The organism is Sediminicola arcticus (assembly GCF_040566695.1).
Lineage (GTDB): Bacteria > Bacteroidota > Bacteroidia > Flavobacteriales > Flavobacteriaceae > Sediminicola > Sediminicola arcticus.
Window position 1 is genome coordinate 775,118 of record NZ_JBEXAE010000001.1, and the last position, 17,143, is coordinate 792,260.

Here is a 17,143-nt window from a genome sequence, read left to right on the forward strand (position 1 = left end):
TTTGATTGAGGTACATAATAGGTTAAAATTGTAATTTTGAGGGTATGGATTTAAAAATGGACGATGCGTATTTCATGAAAAAAGCCTTACAAGAGGCTGAAACCGCATTTGATAAAGGGGAAGTGCCTGTAGGAGCTATTATTGTTATAGAAAATAGGATTATTGGTCGGGCACACAATTTAACAGAACAGTTAAATGATGTTACTGCACATGCAGAAATGCAAGCCATAACTTCTGCAGCCAATTTCTTGGGAGGTAAATATTTACATAATTGCACCCTTTATGTCACTTTGGAGCCTTGTCAAATGTGTGCAGGGGCTTTATATTGGAGTCAAATTACCAATATAGTCTATGGGGCTACTGATACTGAAAGGGGTTGCGGAGTAATGGAATCCACCCTTCACCCGAAAACTACGATTAGAGGAGGAGTCATGGAAGATGAAGCTTCAGATCTTTTAAAAAAGTTCTTTATACAGCGTAGGAACCTTAATTAATTGAATAAATATCTATTGTAAAAATAAAAGAAGCCTTTCATACAGAAGGCTCCTTTGTTTCTAATCAAAATAAAATATATCATCCAATTACTTGCACTTGTGCAGCAACCACTCCTTTTCTGCCCTCTTCTTCTTGGTATTCTACTTTGTCGCCTTCGTTTAACTCAACTCCGTTCAATCCTGTTGCGTGAACAAAAATGTCTTTTCCGGTGTTGTCATTGGTAATGAATCCGTAGCCTTTGGATACATTAAAAAATTTAACAGTTCCAGTCATTCAATAAAAATTAAAAAATAAACAAATAGTTTGAATTACTAAGTTATGTTTTTTTGATGGAATGTGTAGAAAACAAGATCAAGATTGAAGTAAAATTATTGATTATCAGGCTTTTCGTCTTTTTTTCCTTGCATTTTTCTAATATTTTCTTCTGTTAACATGTAATCTTTTACTTTTTTACCCTTGCTTTCCTTTATCAGGAAAAGAGGCATAGCAATCAGAAAGATACCTACTGTTCCAAAGCCAATGTACTTATTGCCTATTATAGCGTTCGTTTCCATAATGGTAAAACCATAAATTATACTGCCGAAGGAGGCGAGAAGAAGTATTATGATTAGGTATTTGATTTTCATGATGATTTTTATTTTGTAAAATTGATCAATTTTCTCCTATAGACTGTCAATAGCTTGGATTTTGAAACAAAACCGTGATATTTGCCATCTTTTATTACGGGAAGATTCCAAGCACCGCTATCTTGAAATTTTTGCATAATATCCGTCATTTTATCTTCATCAACATTAATGATTTCTGGGGCGGGTTGCATTACATCTTGTGCAAGCACCTCTTTATACAAGGTTTGGTCGAACATAATAGGTCTAATATCGTCTAAAAGTATAATTCCCATGAGGGTGTTGTCGGTTTTGTTAACGACGGGAAAGATGTTGCGACTCGATTTTATGACCGCTTCATGAACAATTTCCCCCAAAGTCATTTCTGGATACAGGGTTATAAAATTATCTTCAATAACTTTATTCATGTCCATCAGGGTCAAGACCGCATGATCTTTATTGTGCGTAATCAAATCTCCTTTACGCCCTAGTTCCATATTATAGACGGAATGGGGGTGCACATATTTGGTAATCGAGAAAGAAAGGGCTGAGGTTATCATTAAGGGAATAAATAGTTCATATCCTCCAGTGACTTCCGCAATAAGGAAGATGGCAGTTAAGGGGGCGTGTAATACTCCTGCCATGAGTCCTGCCATTCCTACCAGAGTAAAGTTACTTTCCGAAATCTGGTTATTAAAAACACCTATATTATTGATTATTTTTGCGAGACAATTACCCATAATACTTCCCATAAATAGAGTTGGGGCAAAAATGCCCCCCACTCCACCTGCACCAAAGGTTAATGCACTGGCTATAACCTTAAAGAAGACTAAGCCTGCTAGCAAACCAATTACCATCCATATATTGGATAGGTCTAAATTGAACAAGTTGTTTTCCAGTACTTTTTCTGGATTGCCTTTAAGTAAATTGTTGATCACCTCAAATCCTTCGCCGTAAAGTGGAGGAACAAGGTATATGAGTACACCCAAAATAGAACCACCTAATAACAATCGTTTTATAGGAGATCCTATTCTGTCAAATAATTTTTGCATTCTATCATATACCTCTGTAAAATAGATGGAAACCAGTCCGGCTACAAGACCAAGGGCTATAAAGAATGGCACATCTATAATTTTAAAACTATCCTCAATTTTAAAAGGGAGCAAGACATCGGATCCAAAGAAAAAATAAGAGGTTATAATTGCTGAAATGGAGGCTAGAAGTAACGGTAGCATCGAGGCAATAGTCAAATCAAGACTAAAAACCTCAATGGCAAAAATGATTGCAGCGATAGGAGCTTTAAAAATAGAGGAGAGTGCACCGGCAGCTGCACAGCCAATCAATAGATTTCGCGTGGTTTGGTTCATATGGAACATTCTCGCGATATTGGAACTGATTGCGGCACCTGTGGATACAGTAGGACCTTCCAAACCTACAGATCCTCCAAAACCTACCGTAATGGGGGCCGTGAGGATAGAGCCAAACATCTGGTATTTTCTAATAATTCCTTTGCGTTTTGATATAGCAAAAAGTGTGGAAGGAATACCATGGCTTACCTTGTTTCTTATAACATATGTGATAATTAAGTACACTAAAGCCAAACCAATAAGAGGGAATACAAAGTAAAAGGCATTGTGGTAGAATCTTACCACTTTGCCCTCTAGTAAATGTTGAAAGAAGTGTGTTAAGTTTTTTAGGATTACGGCACCAACCCCTGAGGTAAAACCAATTAGGATGCTTAATATATATACAAATTGCCTTTGTGATATATGTTTGGCGCGCCAAATTAAAAAACGGGTAAGTAAAGGTTTGTTTTGTACCATTGGTTATAAAAAATCCCGTTTTAAAAACGGGATTTTTAAGTTATGATTGAATATCTAATTTAAGATTTAATTCCTTTAATTGTGCATCATCTATAAAGGCTGGAGCATCTATCATCACATCCCTGCCGCTGTTGTTTTTTGGAAAGGCAATAAAGTCCCTAATAGTTTCCTGCCCGCCTAATATGGCGACCAGCCTGTCTAATCCAAATGCTAGTCCACCATGTGGAGGAGCACCGTATTGAAAGGCATCCATTAAGAACCCAAATTGGGCTTTAGCTTCTTCAGCTGTAAAACCTAAATGCCTAAACATAGTGGCTTGTGTTTCTTTATCGTGGATACGAATAGACCCACCTCCAATTTCATTTCCATTTAATACTAAGTCATACGCATTGGCCTTAACAGCTCCCGGATTACTATCCAACAATTCCATTTGACCAGGTTTTGGGGAAGTAAAAGGATGGTGCATGGCATGGTAGTGTCCAGTTTCCTCATCCAATTCTAACAATGGGAAATCTACCACCCATAAAGGTGCAAATTCATCCTTGTTCCTCAAGCCTAGACGTTGTGCCAATTCCATTCGTAAAGCACTCAGCTGTGTTCTTGTTTTAAGCGTTTCACCAGATAGCACACAGATTAAATCCCCAGGTTTGGCATTGGTCACATCGGCCCATTGTGCAATATCTTTTTCATTATAGAACTTATCAACCGAAGATTTAAAACTGCCGTCTTCATTATATTTGGCATAGACCATTCCTTTGGCCCCCACTTGAGGTCTTCTCACCCAGTCGATAAGCGCATCAATTTCTTTTCTAGTGTATGCCGCTCCACCAGGAACAGCAATTCCTACTACTAGCTCGGCATCATTGAATATTGCAAAATCTTTGTGTTGGGTCACGGTGTTCAATTCGCCAAACTCCATTCCAAAACGAATGTCGGGCTTGTCGTTACCGTATTTTTGCATGGCATCATCATAGGTCATACGTGGGAAATCCCCAATTTCAACACCTTTGATTTCTTTTAGAAGATGTCGTGTAAGCCCTTCGAAGACTTGTAATATATCTTCTTGTTCGACGAATGCCATTTCACAGTCGATCTGAGTAAACTCCGGTTGGCGGTCGGCCCTGAGATCCTCGTCCCTAAAACATTTTACGATCTGGAAATATTTATCCATGCCACCTACCATAAGCAATTGCTTAAAGGTCTGAGGCGATTGTGGTAGGGCATAAAATTGACCTTCGTTCATTCTACTTGGCACCACAAAATCTCTAGCACCTTCAGGTGTGGATTTAATTAAATATGGAGTTTCAACTTCTATAAATGCCTGATCCGAAAGGTATTTCCTCACCTCCATGGTCACCTTGTGTCTAAAGATAAGGTTATTCTTTACTGGGTTTCTTCTTATATCAAGGTAACGATATTTCATTCGGATATCTTCCCCACCATCCGTTTGGTCCTCTATGGTAAATGGAGGAAGTAGGGATTTATTTAATACCACGAGTTTGGAAACCAATATTTCAATATCCCCAGTTGCCATATTCGGATTCTTGGAGGATCTTTCTATGACTTTTCCGTTTATCTGGACCACAAATTCCCTTCCTAAGGATTTGGCCTGTTCCATAATTTCTTTTGAGGTACGCTCCTCATCAAAAATTAATTGAGTAATGCCATAACGGTCCCTTAAATCGGCCCAAATCATAAATCCTTTGTCTCTAACTTTTTGCACCCATCCGGAGAGGACTACTTCTTTATTGATGTCTGAAGACCTTAACTGGCCACAGGTTTCACTTCTATACATTTAAAATAGCTTAATTGAGTAGCAAATGTAAGAAGTATAGCGATAAGCTGAAACAATAAGATGGTATGTCGTAAAATATTTTAGATTCAAACAGAACATAAATTTTTAAAACTAGCGCTATTGTTCGTTTTGGATGATATATTTTTTGTTTAAGAGATTTGATGACCCCTTTCGCGATGTCCAATGTTAATTTAATGTAAATTAAATGTTATTTAAATCTTGTTTAATTGTAAAATATTTGTAACTTTACAACGTTAGCTTATAGAAATGATAATTTAATTCCCAAATAAAATGAAAGTAGCATCTATATTTTTTGCATTTATATTCACATTAGCGACATACGCACAATCAACGCAACCAAATTTCGAAAAAGTTGGAGATATGGTAAAAGCTACCTATTTCCATGAAAATGGGGTAGTATCTCAATCAGGACATTTTTTAAATGGGAAGCTTCATGGAGAATGGACGATGTTCAATGAAAAAGGAGAAAAAATTGCCTTGGGTTCTTATGTGGAAGGTCAAAAAGCCGGAAAGTGGTTCTTTTGGAAGGCTGACGGTTTACAAGAGGTAGATTTTGTTGATAGTCGTATTGCTGGAGTTACCCAATGGGATAAATCTGGAAACGTAGTGATCAATTAATACAACTATACCTTATATAATACAACCTGCTGGAAACAGCGGGTTTTTTTATGGATTCAATTCAATTTACTTAAAGGCATAAGAAGGATGTTTTTTAGAATGCCGTCTATCGGGAAACTGCTTTTTCAGTGTCATAATAGGTTAATGGTACCGCCACTTTTCTGAATGAAAAAAGCAGTGCATTTTTAAAAATGCACTGCTTTAAATATTAGCTGATAATCGACTCTGCTTTTATGAACTAGAATTAACCCCTCTGAACTTAATCTTGAACCTGTAGGTAATAAAAAATAGTACGGGAACAATTATCAATGTAAGGAAGGTGGCTACAATTAATCCATAGATCACCGTCCAAGCCAATGGACCCCAGAAGATAACATTGTCACCTCCAATATAAATATTTGGATCAAACTCAGAGAACAGTGAAAAGAAATCTATATTTAAACCAATAGCCAATGGGATTAGTCCTAAGACTGTTGTAATGGCTGTTAAGAGTACAGGGCGTAATCTAGCCTTACCACCTGCTATAATAGACTCTCTCACATCATCCTTAGATAATAGGTTCCTATCGCTAATATCTAGCTTAACTTTTTTCCGATCTATTAGAATTTGGGTATAATCTAAGAGTACTACCCCGTTGTTCACTACGATTCCTGCCAAGGAGATAATTCCCACCATGGTCATCATTATAACGAAAGGTTTACCTGTAATGATAAGCCCGCCAAATACACCTATGAAACTAAGGAATATGGCGATCATGATAATGGCGGGTTTAGAAATTCCCCCAAATTGAAAAATCAAAATTAGCATAATGAGACCTAAACCAGTAAAAAAGGCACCTACCAAAAACTGCATTTGCTTGTTCTGTTCTTCGATCTGACCGGTATAATCAAACTTAACATCCTTAGGAAGGGTTTTGTAATTTTCCATTTCCTTTTGGATTTCAGTTACAATGGCCGCGGCATCCGTGAATCCTGGCTTCAATCCAGAATAAACGGTAACAACCCTTTTGTTATCCCGGTGTTTAATGGCGCTGAAAGAAGAGGTGTTTCTTTGGGAAGCCACTGCAGAAATTGGAATTTCTTTGATCTTTCCGTTTGCAGGATCCCTAAAAATAATGTTTTGGTTAAAAAGGGCACTTTTTTCGTATCGGTCCCCTTCATTAAAACGGACGTTGATGTTATAGTCCTCTCCATCTTTTTTGTAGATACCTGCTTTTTCACCAAAAAGGGATCGTCTTAACTGATTCCCTACCTGTCCTACCGATACTCCCAATTCCCCTGCTTTCTCGCGGTCAACTACGACCTGCATGGAAGGTTTCCCTTTGTTTACATCGATCTTCAATTCCTCAATCCCGGCAATATTTTTAGTATTGATAAAATTTCGCATATCCTCTGCGGTATTGATCAACTCATCGTAATCTTTGCCCTGCAGCTCTATATTGATTGGGTATCCAGCTGGAGGACCGACCGCATCTTTCTCCACTGAAATAGCTACCCCAGGATAGATTCCCTTAAGTGATTCTTGTATATTTTCCCTGAGCACTTCAGTATCCAGACCATTCCTGTATTTAAACTCTCTCATGGAAATGGTAAGCTTTCCTCGATGGGGCATTTCTGCCGCAGAGCCACCATCTGTTAGTGGATTCCCGGCACCTTCACCTACCTGTGATACAGCAGATTCTACCAAGTAATTAAATTCTCCATTGGCACTTGTATATTTATCGCTATTAATTACAGTATAAACGCGTTTTTCAATATCAAGTGTCAGCTCTTTGGTTTTTTCAATGGAAGTTCCTTGAGGATATTCTATATACACATATACCTCGTTGGGGACGTTATCCGGAAAAAACTCTATTTTGGTCCTTTGGGTGGAAATGGAGACCCCAAAAAGCATAAATGCACTTATTAGCATTATTACAGTCATACCAAAATACCAATAGACATTATTTCCCCTAAGGGCATGTATCAATCTTCTTTCGTACCAATTTTCAAAACGGACCATGGCATTCTTTTGAAAACTAATCGCCCATTTTTTTAGAAAATATTTATAAATCCAGAACATGGCAGCGGTAATGATCAAAACAGAACCCAATCCTCTTACTGTTCCACCGAACAAAAGAATAAAAATCCCAAGACCACCCATGATGATGCTTAGACGGATCAACTGTTTTAAGGTCAGCTCCTTTTCTCCTATATCCATAAAATTGGACACCAACATGGAATTCATAAATATGGCCACAAACAGGGAAGATCCGAGTACCACCGAGAGGGTAATTGGTAAGTAGATCATGAACTGTCCAAAAATACCGGGCCATAATCCCAATGGAACAAAAGCAGCTACCGTAGTAGCGGTAGATATAATAATTGGGAATGCTATTTCTCCAATCCCTTTTTTGGCGGCCTCGATACGAGGTATTCCCTCATCCATGAGTCGATAGACATTTTCTACAACGACAATACCGTTATCCACCAACATTCCCAAGCCCATGATCATTCCAAATAAGATCATAGTATTTAAGGTGTATCCCAGCCATGATAGGATCATGAACGACATAAACATGGACATTGGGATAGCAAAACCTACAAAGAGTGCATTTCTGAATCCTAGAAAGAACATAAGGACGGTGACCACCAGAATAATTCCGAAAATGATGTTGTTGACCAAGTCATCTACTTGGTTCAAGGTCCTGCCTGAAGAATCATTTGCAATAGATATCCCTAAATCCGCAGGATAGTAGTTAGCTTTGGCCTCTTTGACCATCACCTTTATCTTATCAGCGGCTTCAATCATATTTTTACCTGCCCTTTTCTTCACGTCCAGCATAACAACACTTTCTCCAAATTCACGGGCATAAGTTGTTTTTTCCTCTTCTGAAAAGGTAACTTGGGCAATATCTTTTAAATAAACGGCATTTCCATTTTCTGATTTAACAACGAAATCGTTCAGTTCTTTAGGATCTTCAATCTCGCCTAATATTCTAATAGTTCGTCTTTGGCCACTGGTCTTTAAATTACCAGCAGACATGGTCACATTGCCATTTCTAATAGTATTCAAAACATCATCAAAACTAACTTTGGAAGCCATCATTTTATAGACATCCACTGCAATTTCAACCTCTTTGTCCTGGGCACCTCTAATATCTACTTGCTTTACTTCTGGCAGGTCCTCAATTTCGTCCTGCATATGTTCGGCAAATTCTTTTAACTTTTCAACAGGATAATCCCCAGTAAAATTGATGTTCATTATGGGAACCTGTTCTGAAAAGTTAAGGTCAAACACATTGGGGTCTACCTTGGCATTATTAAAAATGGGCCAGTCCTCAGTAGCTTTTTCACTATCTACTTCGTCTTTTACTTTTTGTTTTGCCGCCTCAACCGTAATTTCTTCATTGAACTCTACGGTAATAATGGAGTAATCTTCTTGTGAGGTAGAAGTAATCTCTACCAAATTACTCACGTTTTTTAATTTGTCCTCCAAAGGATCGGTTATCAGACGCTCAATGTCTTCGGCGGTATTCCCTGGGTATATGGTGCTTATATAAATCTTGGTTTCCTTTATCTCAGGAAAATCCTCCCTGGGCATTGCAAAATAAGAGGAAAGCCCTATCCATAGAAAGAGCCCGATCATAACATAGATTACACTTGGGTTATCAATGGCCCATGACGATAATCCAAATTCCTTATCAGCGTTTTTTTTCTGTTTGCTCATAGACTCTTAATTTATGATTTTTACTTTTTGACCATCTTTAACGCTTCTAGCGCCTTCTTTGATCACTTGGTTTCCATCTTCTATTCCTGATAGTACTTCAATCAGGGCACCTTGAGTCTTTCCAGTAGTGATAATTATTCTCTTAGCTGTAGCCTCATTATCTGCATTGGGTTCCATGGCAATATAGGCATATTGCTCACCTTCAGCATTTTCTGAAACAATACTTTGTGGTATCAAAATGGCTTTTTCACTGGTGTAGTCGTTGATACGTACCTTGGCCGTTAGATTAGGTTTAATATTTCCATTTTTGTTGGGTACCGGAATCTCCACACTAAAGGATCTGTTGCTAGGATTGATGAAATTTCCGGTCTGGCGGATATTGGTGATAGCGCTATCCCCTAAAACTGGAAAGTATACTTGCGCCTCTTTTCCTTTGGTAACACTTCCTAAATACGTTTCTGGGACCTCTACATCTATATACATGTCCGAGAGGTTTACGATACGGAACACTTCTGATCCTAGACCAGGTGAAACTACAGTGCCTTGGTCTTTGATCACATTGTCTATGATTCCAGAGAAGGGAGCTCTAATTGAGGATTTTCCCAATTGGCTTTGAAATTGCTTGACTGCGTTTTGCTGTGCCTCGTAGCTGGATTTGGCTTGAAGATATTGTATTTCAGAACCTATTTTTTGATCCCATAATCGCTTTTGACGTTCAAAGGTTGTTCTTGCCAATTCGGTTTGAGTTTTAAGCTGTTCCAATTGACTTCCCATACCACCATCGTCAATAGTTGCTAAAAGCTGCCCTTTACTTACCTGTTGTCCTTTTTGAACATATACCTTTTGTAAGGTTCCGGCCATTTCTGGATAGATCAACACGTTTTGCTTAGTCATTACGTCACCTTGTAATTCCAAGTAATGATTAAATGTTTGTTCTTCGGCCTTAACCGTAGTTACCAACGGTAATTTTTCATCTAAGTTAAAGGTGGAGATCATGGAGTCTAGAAGTTTTATTTCGGTATCCGTAGTTTTTAATTGCTCCGAAAGTTCATTCTTTTTGGCTCTCATAGCTTCAATATCGCCAGCTTCAATAATGTTGTTCACTGTCTGTTTTCCATTATTGCCACAAGCGGAAAGTACAAGTGTTGATACAAGGATGTAATAGATTTTTTTCATTTTGAATGTATTAAAGAGGGCTATTTTTTTATCGATCTCTTAGTTATTGATAATGGTTTCTAGTTCGGTTTTGTTGTTGATGACCCCTACCATGGATTGCAGGTATTCCTGTTGGGCTGTGTATAATTGTGTTTGTGCTTGTCGAAGTTCAAAGCTCGAAGCCAATCCTTCAAAGAATTTAATTTGGTTCTTTTGCTCTATGCGTTCCGCTAATGCTAGATTATTTTTGGAAGTGTCATATTGTTCAATGGAGAATAGGTATTCACTTTTGGCATTTTCGAATTGTAAACGAATGTTTTCTTTTGCTTCTTCTAATTGAATCTTGGCTTTGTCTAGTGCAATTTTGGCTCGTGAGGTGGTTGCATTTCTTTTAAAGGAACTGAAAATTGGAATGCTAAGGTCAAACCCAAGAATTGAAGAATCAAACCATTGTTGATCCCTATTAAAAAAATCGAAATTTTGACTAAAGGCTGTAGAACCATAATTAATGAAGGCGTTTAAAGTAGGCAAAGCCTTACTTTTGGTGAGCTTCAATTCAAAGAATCGTTGTTCATTAAGGTTATAAGCCAATTTGTAATCCACGTTGTTTTCCATGGTCAACTCCTGGTCTAATAACCTTAGGTCTATTTCTTTTTGGGTAAGGTTATCAAGATCTTCTTTTAAAACCGTAGGTGTTGTGATGTCGAGCCCCATGACAAGGTTTAACATTTGAAGGGTAAGTTTCTCCAAGCGTTGGCCATTGCGTAATTGGTTCTCTACGGATGAAAGAGTGATCTGTAATTGGTCTACACTTTCTTCATCTCCCAGACCGTTTTCATAGATTTTTTTGGTTTCATATAGGTTTTTATTAAGGGCCTCTCTGTTTTTCTCAAATATAGCAACGCTTTCTTTGGCAAGTAGCACATTGCCATAAGCCTCTACTACTGCCTTACGAACTTCCAGATCTGTTTTTTCCTTGTTGTTGGCACTGTAACTAATAAAGGCTTTAGAAGCCTGTACCCCCACAATATAGGAACCATCAAAAATTTGTTGTTTTAGTGTGGCTGTTGCATTAGCTGTTTGTGCCTGTCCAAAGATGATGGGCGCAAATGTTCCTGGTTCTCCCCCAAAAAACTCTGCAGGGATAAGAGATATTGGTTGTTTTAATTGATTTTGGTAACTCAGAGCACCATCTATTTGAGGAAGGCCACCAGCTATTGTTTCCCACTTTTGTTTTTGGGCATCTATAATATCCTTCTGAGCATTAATAGCTTTATAGTTATTTTCTAAGGCATAGGCCATCGCCTCTTCAAGCGTAAAACGCTGCACCTTTTGCTCTTGAGCTAATCCAGAGAAGCTGATTATTAAGGTTAAAGCGGTTAGTATGAGCTGTTTCATTTATTCGTAATTTGAATTGATTAAAGTGTTTAATATTTTTCTTCCCTTGGGGGTAACAATTCCCCGTAGATGGTATTCCAAAAAATCATCCATGAGAATATTAATGGGAAATTGGACTTCTGGAAAAATGTCGTGATCTTTTAGACTTGTAACTCCTGAAAAATATATTCTACCTATAAAATCCACGTTTATATTTTCACGATAAATTCCTTCCCCAACCCCTTTTTTTACGTTGTCAACAATACATTCTTCCATGATTTGGAATTGCTTTTTTCTTAGTGCCATAAAAATTTTAGGGTAGTATTTTTGTAATTGATATTCTGTGGAACCACTTCCATCATGCAAATGTACCATGACCATTTTTTTGATCTCATAAAGTTCATCGATGGGATTTTTTTTAAGGTCTATTATACAGCTAATATTTTCCACTATTTTATGGAATATATACATGGTACATTCCTCTACTAAATTGGTCTTATTATTGAAATGGATGTAAATAGTCTTTTTGGAAATGCCCATTTCCTGGGCTATATCATCCATGGTTATGCTCTTGAAGCCTAGCTTCAAGAATAGTTCAGAAGATTTTTCTATGATTGTTTCTCTCATAATAGGGTGCAAATATAACGCGGAAACTTAAAAAACAATAAAAGTTTCCAAAGTTTTACAATCAATTAACTTTAATTTAGCAAATGGCATATGTTCATAATCGGCTTTTAGTATTTGATGATTTGTTGTTTTGGTGTATTTTTGGTTAAAATTTGCATTAATGCTTAGCATAGATCAATACCGTTCAGAATTCATTACTTATTTAGAAGCTAAAACCATGACGAGGGAGCCTGAAAATTTATATGCTCCAATCAGCTATATTTTAGGACTGGGAGGAAAGCGTTTGCGACCTGTCTTAACATTGATGACAACAGATATATTTGGAAAGGATTATGTGGAAGCTATGAATGCTGCTTTGGCAGTAGAGGTTTTCCATAATTTCTCATTGGTTCATGATGATATTATGGATGATGCTCCACTGCGAAGAGGACAGGTTACTGTGCATGAAAAGTGGGACATAAACACGGGAATTCTTTCTGGTGATGCCATGCTCATAAGTGCCATTCAGTATTTTGAAGAGTATGAGGGGCAGGTCTATAAAGATCTTTTAAAATTGTTCAGTAAAACAGCATTGGAGGTTTGTGAGGGCCAACAGTATGATGTGGATTTCGAGGATAGGGAAGATGTTACCATTCCTGAGTATATAAAGATGATTGAATATAAAACCGCAGTTTTGGTTGCTGCTGCCATGAAAATGGGTGCAATTATTGCCGGGGCTTCTGTAGAGTCACAACATGCTATTTATGAATTCGGCAGGTATTTGGGTATTGCTTTTCAATTGCAAGATGATTATTTAGATGCTTTCGGAGACCCTAAAACATTTGGCAAACAGGTAGGTGGAGATATTATTGAGAATAAAAAAACATTCTTATACCTCAAATCTTTGGAGATGGCAACCCCTCAACAAGCTCAAGAATTGGCTCATTTGTTTTCAATAAAGCCAAAGGATGCTACCGCAAAGATCAATACCGTAAAGGACGTTTTTTTAGAGAGTACAGCTGTGCAACAGACAAAAGATGAAATTGAAAAATATACCAATAATGCTTTTGAGGTATTAGACAAATTGGATATTTCCTCAGAAAAGAAAGAAATCTTACAACGTTTTGGAGAGAGTCTCATGAAGCGTAAAGTATAGGACTACCTTTTAACTTAGTACTTCATGCCTTTTAAAGAACGTTTTTTGTCATGTCAAAAGCTAAAGCGATATAGGTCTTATTATTGAATTCAAATGTATCTATTACCTGCCATCCAAGTTTGTGAGTATGTGCTCTTTTGGAAATTACGTTAAGGTTATTAATAAAGGTAATACTTAGGGGGTATTTGTCAACAAAAAAAAGACGCATAGTTTCGAATATGCTGTTGATAATTCCTTGGCCACGGTAATCCTTTTGGATGCATATAGGACCGTATTGAAAACTGTTATTGGTGGTAATTTGAACATTGTTAAAGGAAATATTGTGAAACCTAGAAGTCATTATATTAAATATTTCCCACTGCGAAAAATAGGCCCAACTCCCAGCAAATACATAGGCTATGACGTTTTCTTGTTCATTAACGCACACATATAAACCTTGCTGCTCAATGATTTCTTCAATTTGTTTTGCGGTAAAAGGGGTGGTGACAAACCCACCTTTTAATTCTTCTTCGGATAAATTTTTGTACAGATTTAGCTCTTGTAATTTAAGTACCCCAAAAATATCAGATAAATTTCCTAAACGTGTCTGTATCATAGGTGAACAAGGGTTTATTTATATGTCTTTAAAATAACCTTCTTAAAAGGGCTTTGGTAAAGTCTAATATAGGGCAGGCCGTAATTATTTTTAATTCTTCCCATATATTGGTCTCTTCGTCAAGAAATTTAAAAATTAGTTGAGGAGACCTATTTTTAAAGAGATGTCCAAAAATCAATTCACCTTTGCTGTTATCTTTATGCAGAATATCTAATAGGAGCAGGTCATAGAACCAAAATCGATCCTTTTTAGAGAAATTATGTAATGGTTTGTCTTCTTTCAAAAAAGAAACCAAAAGCTTTGTCTTTTTCCAGGCATATCTAAAAGTATAACCAGAACTGGGTTTTGCCCAGCCCCCTGCCATACCAATATGGAGTAGATTTTTACTATTGAAGATATTAAAATCAAAACAGGTCATTGGTATATTGCCCTTTTCTTTTTCTAAGATCGTATATGCACTGCATTGTAATTGTTCCTGTAAATATGAGGCTATTGCCTCTTCGTATTCGGCTTCTGGAAGAAGATTTTCAGAAAATAGGGTATACTCCACCAAGGCTTCGGTTTCAGAAAAGGGCAGTACATACATAAAGCGTGTATTGCCTTTCTGTGGAATGGAGAAATCCATAAATGTAGCTTGGTCCATATCAAAAACTGGTTTCTCTGTTTTTACGAACCATCCAATGAAGTGTTGCTGTAATAAGGGGTATTTGGTCTGAGTCTTTAATACCTTATAATCCAAAATACTGTTAAATACTTTTTTTGCTGTGTAACTCGTATTTTCTGTCTTAACCACTACTTCCTGCTCTAAATCTTCTATATTAAGAACCCTATCAGTTTTAAAAGTAATATTGGGATACGTAGCTATTTTATTTTTGTAAGAGGAATAAAAGTCAATTCCTTTAATCATTTTATAGGAGTATGGAGATATGTTCATTCTTGAGTCGAAGATTGAACCACCAAAATAGATATTGTTCCATGTTTTGTGAAGAATAGAGTCAAAATCTCCTTTGCCGTCCTCCCAAAAACACCAAGTTCTATCGTTATTGCTTTTAGAATCCTTGTCCAATAGCAAAATTGATTTATGCTTAAAAAAAGAATCTTTCCCTAGCGCTTCAGCAAGCATTAAACCACCTGCTCCGGCTCCAATAATAATATAATCGAACGCGTCCATACTGTATTTTAAGTCAATACCTGTGGAACGCTGTGAATAGTGCTTTCCACTGAAAGATTTTGATTGCATTCAAAAATACAAATTATTGAGGAAGCAAAAACCCTATTTATAAAGCTGGTCAATTGTCTTTTATGGTCTTAATAATGAAGCGTAAGTATTTTGTTTTTATTAGAGGCCATAGGAATGGTTTTAGGAAAGTAGTACCATGAAAAGTTCTATAGAGTTTTTGAAAGGGTAGAGAACATCCAGCATTTAAGTTCCTGAAAAAGGAATATTTAATTTAGACGGCTCTAAAAATTATTTTTAAAATGTAAAAATGTATTTTTGTCTAAACTTATATGTATTATGACGCGTTCTGAAGAGAACTATATTAAAACGATATTTCATTTGGGTAATAAGGGAACGGAGGCCGTTTCTACCAATGCCATTGCTGAGGTGATGGAGACCAAACCTTCCTCAGTTACGGATATGGTCAAAAAATTATCTGAGAAGGAACTCGTTAATTACAAGAAATACCAAGGAGTTTCCTTGACAGAATTGGGCACAACAACAGCTTTAGGTATTATTAGAAAGCATCGTCTTTGGGAGGTTTTCTTAGTAGAGAAACTCGATTTTTCTTGGGATGAAGTTCATGATGTAGCGGAACAGCTAGAACATATTAAGAGTGATAAACTTATAGATAAGCTAGATGCCTTATTAAACTATCCAAAATATGACCCTCATGGGGACCCAATTCCCGATAAAAATGGAGATTTTAAACACGGAGATCGCAAATTGCTCAGTGAGGTTCCTGTTGCATCAAAAGGGATATGTGTAGGCGTAAAGGATTCCTCCGCAGCCTTCCTGAAATTTTTGGACAAAAATAAAATTGCACTAGGTGATGAAATAACTATCCTCGAAAAGGAAGAATTTGATAGTTCCTTTTATATTAAAATAGCTGATCGGCGAGAACATATTTCAAATCAAATAGCTTCTAATCTATACATTAAAATTTCATAGTGAATGGGAAACAGTAAAGTGATGTTTCAAATATGTTCCTAAGAACCATAATGGGGTCTTCTCGAAGTTAGATACCCAATTAAAATGTTTAAAATGAAAAAGTATATACTATTAGTAGCCTTGTTGACTATCGCTGGATGTAAAAACAAATCAAACAAGGATACCAACGGCAAACTTAAAGTTGTAACTACCACAACCATGATTACCGATATGGTACAAAATATCGGAGGAGATGTTGTGGAAATCCAAGGACTTATGGGAAGCGGTGTAGACCCTCATTTGTATAAGGCGAGTGAAGGAGATGTGAGTAAATTATTTAATGCGGACTTGGTCATCTACGGAGGCCTCCATCTAGAGGGTAAATTGGTGGAGATATTTGAAAAAATGGAAAGTCAGGGTAAGAAAACTGTTGCGGTAGCAGATGCTATAGACAAGAGCGAGCTTATAAGTTCTGAGTTTTTTGCCTCCAATTACGATCCTCATATTTGGTTCAATATTGGATTTTGGAAGAAAATAACGCTTCATACAACAGAAATACTAAAGGAACAGGATCCAGAGCATGCAAATATTTTTGAAAAGAACGGCGCTGCCTACATTCAAAAACTGGATGCCTTGGAAACCGAAATAAGGCAAATTATTGAAACCTTACCTGCCGATAAAAGGATCTTGGTAACTGCCCATGATGCTTTTAATTATTTTGGCAACGCTTATGGATTTGAGGTTATGGGCTTACAAGGAATCTCAACGGCTACGGAAGCAGGAGTACAGGACGTGCAGGAGCTTTCAAATTTCATTATTGAAAAAAAGATCAAGGCTATTTTTGTGGAATCTTCTGTGCCCAGAAGAACTATTGAAGCTTTACAATCATCGGTTAACTCCAAAGGGCATGATGTGATCATTGGTGGTAGTTTATACTCCGATGCCCTTGGAAACAAAGGAACCGCGGAGGGAACGTATGTAGGAATGTTCTTATACAATGTGAATACCATCGTAAACGCCCTAAAATAGGATTTAATTGAAAA

The 17,143-nt window shown here is 37.1% G+C and carries 15 protein-coding genes; 5 read left to right on the forward strand and 10 right to left on the reverse strand.

What is annotated here, in order from left to right; all coding sequences use genetic code 11:
• Positions 1-44 precede the first annotated feature (44 nt).
• Entirely contained in the window at positions 45-494 is a 450-nt protein-coding gene (locus ABXZ36_RS03455) for a nucleoside deaminase (RefSeq protein ID WP_354614076.1), read from the forward strand.
• Between the two features lie 79 nt (positions 495-573).
• Here the strand turns inward: ABXZ36_RS03455 and ABXZ36_RS03460 are convergent, their stop codons facing one another.
• From ABXZ36_RS03460 to aspS, 4 genes are all read right to left on the reverse strand, one after another.
• A complete protein-coding gene (locus ABXZ36_RS03460; RefSeq protein WP_354614077.1) occupies positions 574-768 on the reverse strand; it encodes a cold-shock protein in 195 nt (64 codons plus the stop codon).
• A gap of 95 nt (positions 769-863) precedes the next feature.
• The gene (locus tag ABXZ36_RS03465; RefSeq protein ID WP_354614078.1) at positions 864-1,121 is read right to left on the reverse strand and encodes a hypothetical protein; all 258 of its coding nucleotides are present in this window, start codon (positions 1,119-1,121) and stop codon (positions 864-866) included.
• 8 nt (positions 1,122-1,129) lie between these two features.
• A complete protein-coding gene (locus ABXZ36_RS03470; RefSeq protein ID WP_354614079.1) occupies positions 1,130-2,920 on the reverse strand; it encodes a chloride channel protein in 1,791 nt (596 codons plus the stop codon).
• 40 nt (positions 2,921-2,960) lie between these two features.
• Positions 2,961-4,715: an aspartate--tRNA ligase gene (aspS, locus tag ABXZ36_RS03475; RefSeq protein WP_354614080.1), complete on the reverse strand. Its 1,755-nt coding sequence runs from the start codon at positions 4,713-4,715 to the stop codon at positions 2,961-2,963.
• A 291-nt stretch (positions 4,716-5,006) separates the two neighbouring features.
• Between aspS and ABXZ36_RS03480 the strand changes: the two genes are divergently transcribed.
• Complete coding sequence (locus ABXZ36_RS03480; RefSeq protein WP_354614081.1) at positions 5,007-5,354, forward strand: toxin-antitoxin system YwqK family antitoxin; 348 nt, start codon at positions 5,007-5,009, stop codon at positions 5,352-5,354.
• Between the two features lie 231 nt (positions 5,355-5,585).
• On the opposite strand, the gene ABXZ36_RS03485 is transcribed toward ABXZ36_RS03480, so the two are convergent.
• From ABXZ36_RS03485 to ABXZ36_RS03500, 4 genes are read right to left on the reverse strand one after another with little or no spacing between them, the layout of a single operon-like run.
• Complete coding sequence (locus ABXZ36_RS03485; protein ID WP_354614082.1) at positions 5,586-9,062, reverse strand: efflux RND transporter permease subunit; 3,477 nt, start codon at positions 9,060-9,062, stop codon at positions 5,586-5,588.
• A gap of 6 nt (positions 9,063-9,068) precedes the next feature.
• On the reverse strand, positions 9,069-10,238 hold the full coding sequence (locus tag ABXZ36_RS03490; RefSeq protein WP_354614083.1) for an efflux RND transporter periplasmic adaptor subunit: 1,170 nt from the start codon (positions 10,236-10,238) through the stop codon (positions 9,069-9,071).
• 39 nt (positions 10,239-10,277) lie between these two features.
• A complete protein-coding gene (locus tag ABXZ36_RS03495) occupies positions 10,278-11,615 on the reverse strand; it encodes a TolC family protein (RefSeq protein ID WP_354614084.1) in 1,338 nt (445 codons plus the stop codon).
• Positions 11,616-12,221, reverse strand: a complete 606-nt coding sequence (locus ABXZ36_RS03500) for a TetR/AcrR family transcriptional regulator (RefSeq protein WP_354614085.1) — start codon at positions 12,219-12,221, stop codon at positions 11,616-11,618.
• 160 nt (positions 12,222-12,381) lie between these two features.
• Between ABXZ36_RS03500 and ABXZ36_RS03505 the strand changes: the two genes are divergently transcribed.
• Positions 12,382-13,356 (forward strand): polyprenyl synthetase family protein, encoded by a 975-nt coding sequence (locus tag ABXZ36_RS03505; protein WP_354614086.1) that lies wholly within the window; start codon positions 12,382-12,384, stop codon positions 13,354-13,356.
• A 31-nt stretch (positions 13,357-13,387) separates the two neighbouring features.
• Here ABXZ36_RS03505 and ABXZ36_RS03510 read toward each other — a convergent pair whose 3' ends face one another.
• Together ABXZ36_RS03510 and ABXZ36_RS03515 are read right to left on the reverse strand one after the other, a co-directional pair.
• Complete coding sequence (locus tag ABXZ36_RS03510; RefSeq protein WP_354614087.1) at positions 13,388-13,951, reverse strand: GNAT family acetyltransferase; 564 nt, start codon at positions 13,949-13,951, stop codon at positions 13,388-13,390.
• A gap of 28 nt (positions 13,952-13,979) precedes the next feature.
• Entirely contained in the window at positions 13,980-15,191 is a 1,212-nt protein-coding gene (locus tag ABXZ36_RS03515; protein ID WP_354614088.1) for a lycopene cyclase family protein, read from the reverse strand.
• A gap of 276 nt (positions 15,192-15,467) precedes the next feature.
• On the opposite strand from ABXZ36_RS03515, the gene ABXZ36_RS03520 reads away from it, so the two are divergent.
• Complete coding sequence (locus tag ABXZ36_RS03520; RefSeq protein ID WP_354614089.1) at positions 15,468-16,121, forward strand: metal-dependent transcriptional regulator; 654 nt, start codon at positions 15,468-15,470, stop codon at positions 16,119-16,121.
• Positions 16,122-16,214: 93 nt separating this feature from the next.
• Positions 16,215-17,129 carry a metal ABC transporter solute-binding protein, Zn/Mn family gene (locus ABXZ36_RS03525; protein ID WP_354614090.1) on the forward strand — a complete coding sequence of 305 codons (915 nt, stop codon included), beginning with the start codon at positions 16,215-16,217 and terminating at the stop codon, positions 17,127-17,129.
• Positions 17,130-17,143 lie beyond the last annotated feature (14 nt).

Excerpts from the sequence above, each read along its gene's own strand:
- ABXZ36_RS03500 (WP_354614085.1), bottom strand. The coding sequence starts at position 12,221 with ATGAGAGAAACAATCATAGAAAAATCTTCTGAACTATTCTTGAAGCTA.
- aspS (WP_354614080.1), bottom strand. The coding sequence starts at position 4,715 with ATGTATAGAAGTGAAACCTGTGGCCAGTTAAGGTCTTCAGACATCAAT.
- ABXZ36_RS03460 (WP_354614077.1), bottom strand. The coding sequence starts at position 768 with ATGACTGGAACTGTTAAATTTTTTAATGTATCCAAAGGCTACGGATTC.
- ABXZ36_RS03495 (WP_354614084.1), bottom strand. The coding sequence starts at position 11,615 with ATGAAACAGCTCATACTAACCGCTTTAACCTTAATAATCAGCTTCTCT.
- ABXZ36_RS03505 (WP_354614086.1), top strand. The coding sequence starts at position 12,382 with ATGCTTAGCATAGATCAATACCGTTCAGAATTCATTACTTATTTAGAA.
- ABXZ36_RS03515 (WP_354614088.1), bottom strand. The coding sequence starts at position 15,191 with ATGCAATCAAAATCTTTCAGTGGAAAGCACTATTCACAGCGTTCCACA.
- ABXZ36_RS03470 (WP_354614079.1), bottom strand. The coding sequence starts at position 2,920 with ATGGTACAAAACAAACCTTTACTTACCCGTTTTTTAATTTGGCGCGCC.
- ABXZ36_RS03455 (WP_354614076.1), top strand. The coding sequence starts at position 45 with ATGGATTTAAAAATGGACGATGCGTATTTCATGAAAAAAGCCTTACAA.
- ABXZ36_RS03510 (WP_354614087.1), bottom strand. The coding sequence starts at position 13,951 with ATGATACAGACACGTTTAGGAAATTTATCTGATATTTTTGGGGTACTT.
- ABXZ36_RS03480 (WP_354614081.1), top strand. The coding sequence starts at position 5,007 with ATGAAAGTAGCATCTATATTTTTTGCATTTATATTCACATTAGCGACA.
- ABXZ36_RS03485 (WP_354614082.1), bottom strand. The coding sequence starts at position 9,062 with ATGAGCAAACAGAAAAAAAACGCTGATAAGGAATTTGGATTATCGTCA.
- ABXZ36_RS03520 (WP_354614089.1), top strand. The coding sequence starts at position 15,468 with ATGACGCGTTCTGAAGAGAACTATATTAAAACGATATTTCATTTGGGT.
- ABXZ36_RS03490 (WP_354614083.1), bottom strand. The coding sequence starts at position 10,238 with ATGAAAAAAATCTATTACATCCTTGTATCAACACTTGTACTTTCCGCT.
- ABXZ36_RS03525 (WP_354614090.1), top strand. The coding sequence starts at position 16,215 with ATGAAAAAGTATATACTATTAGTAGCCTTGTTGACTATCGCTGGATGT.
- ABXZ36_RS03465 (WP_354614078.1), bottom strand. The coding sequence starts at position 1,121 with ATGAAAATCAAATACCTAATCATAATACTTCTTCTCGCCTCCTTCGGC.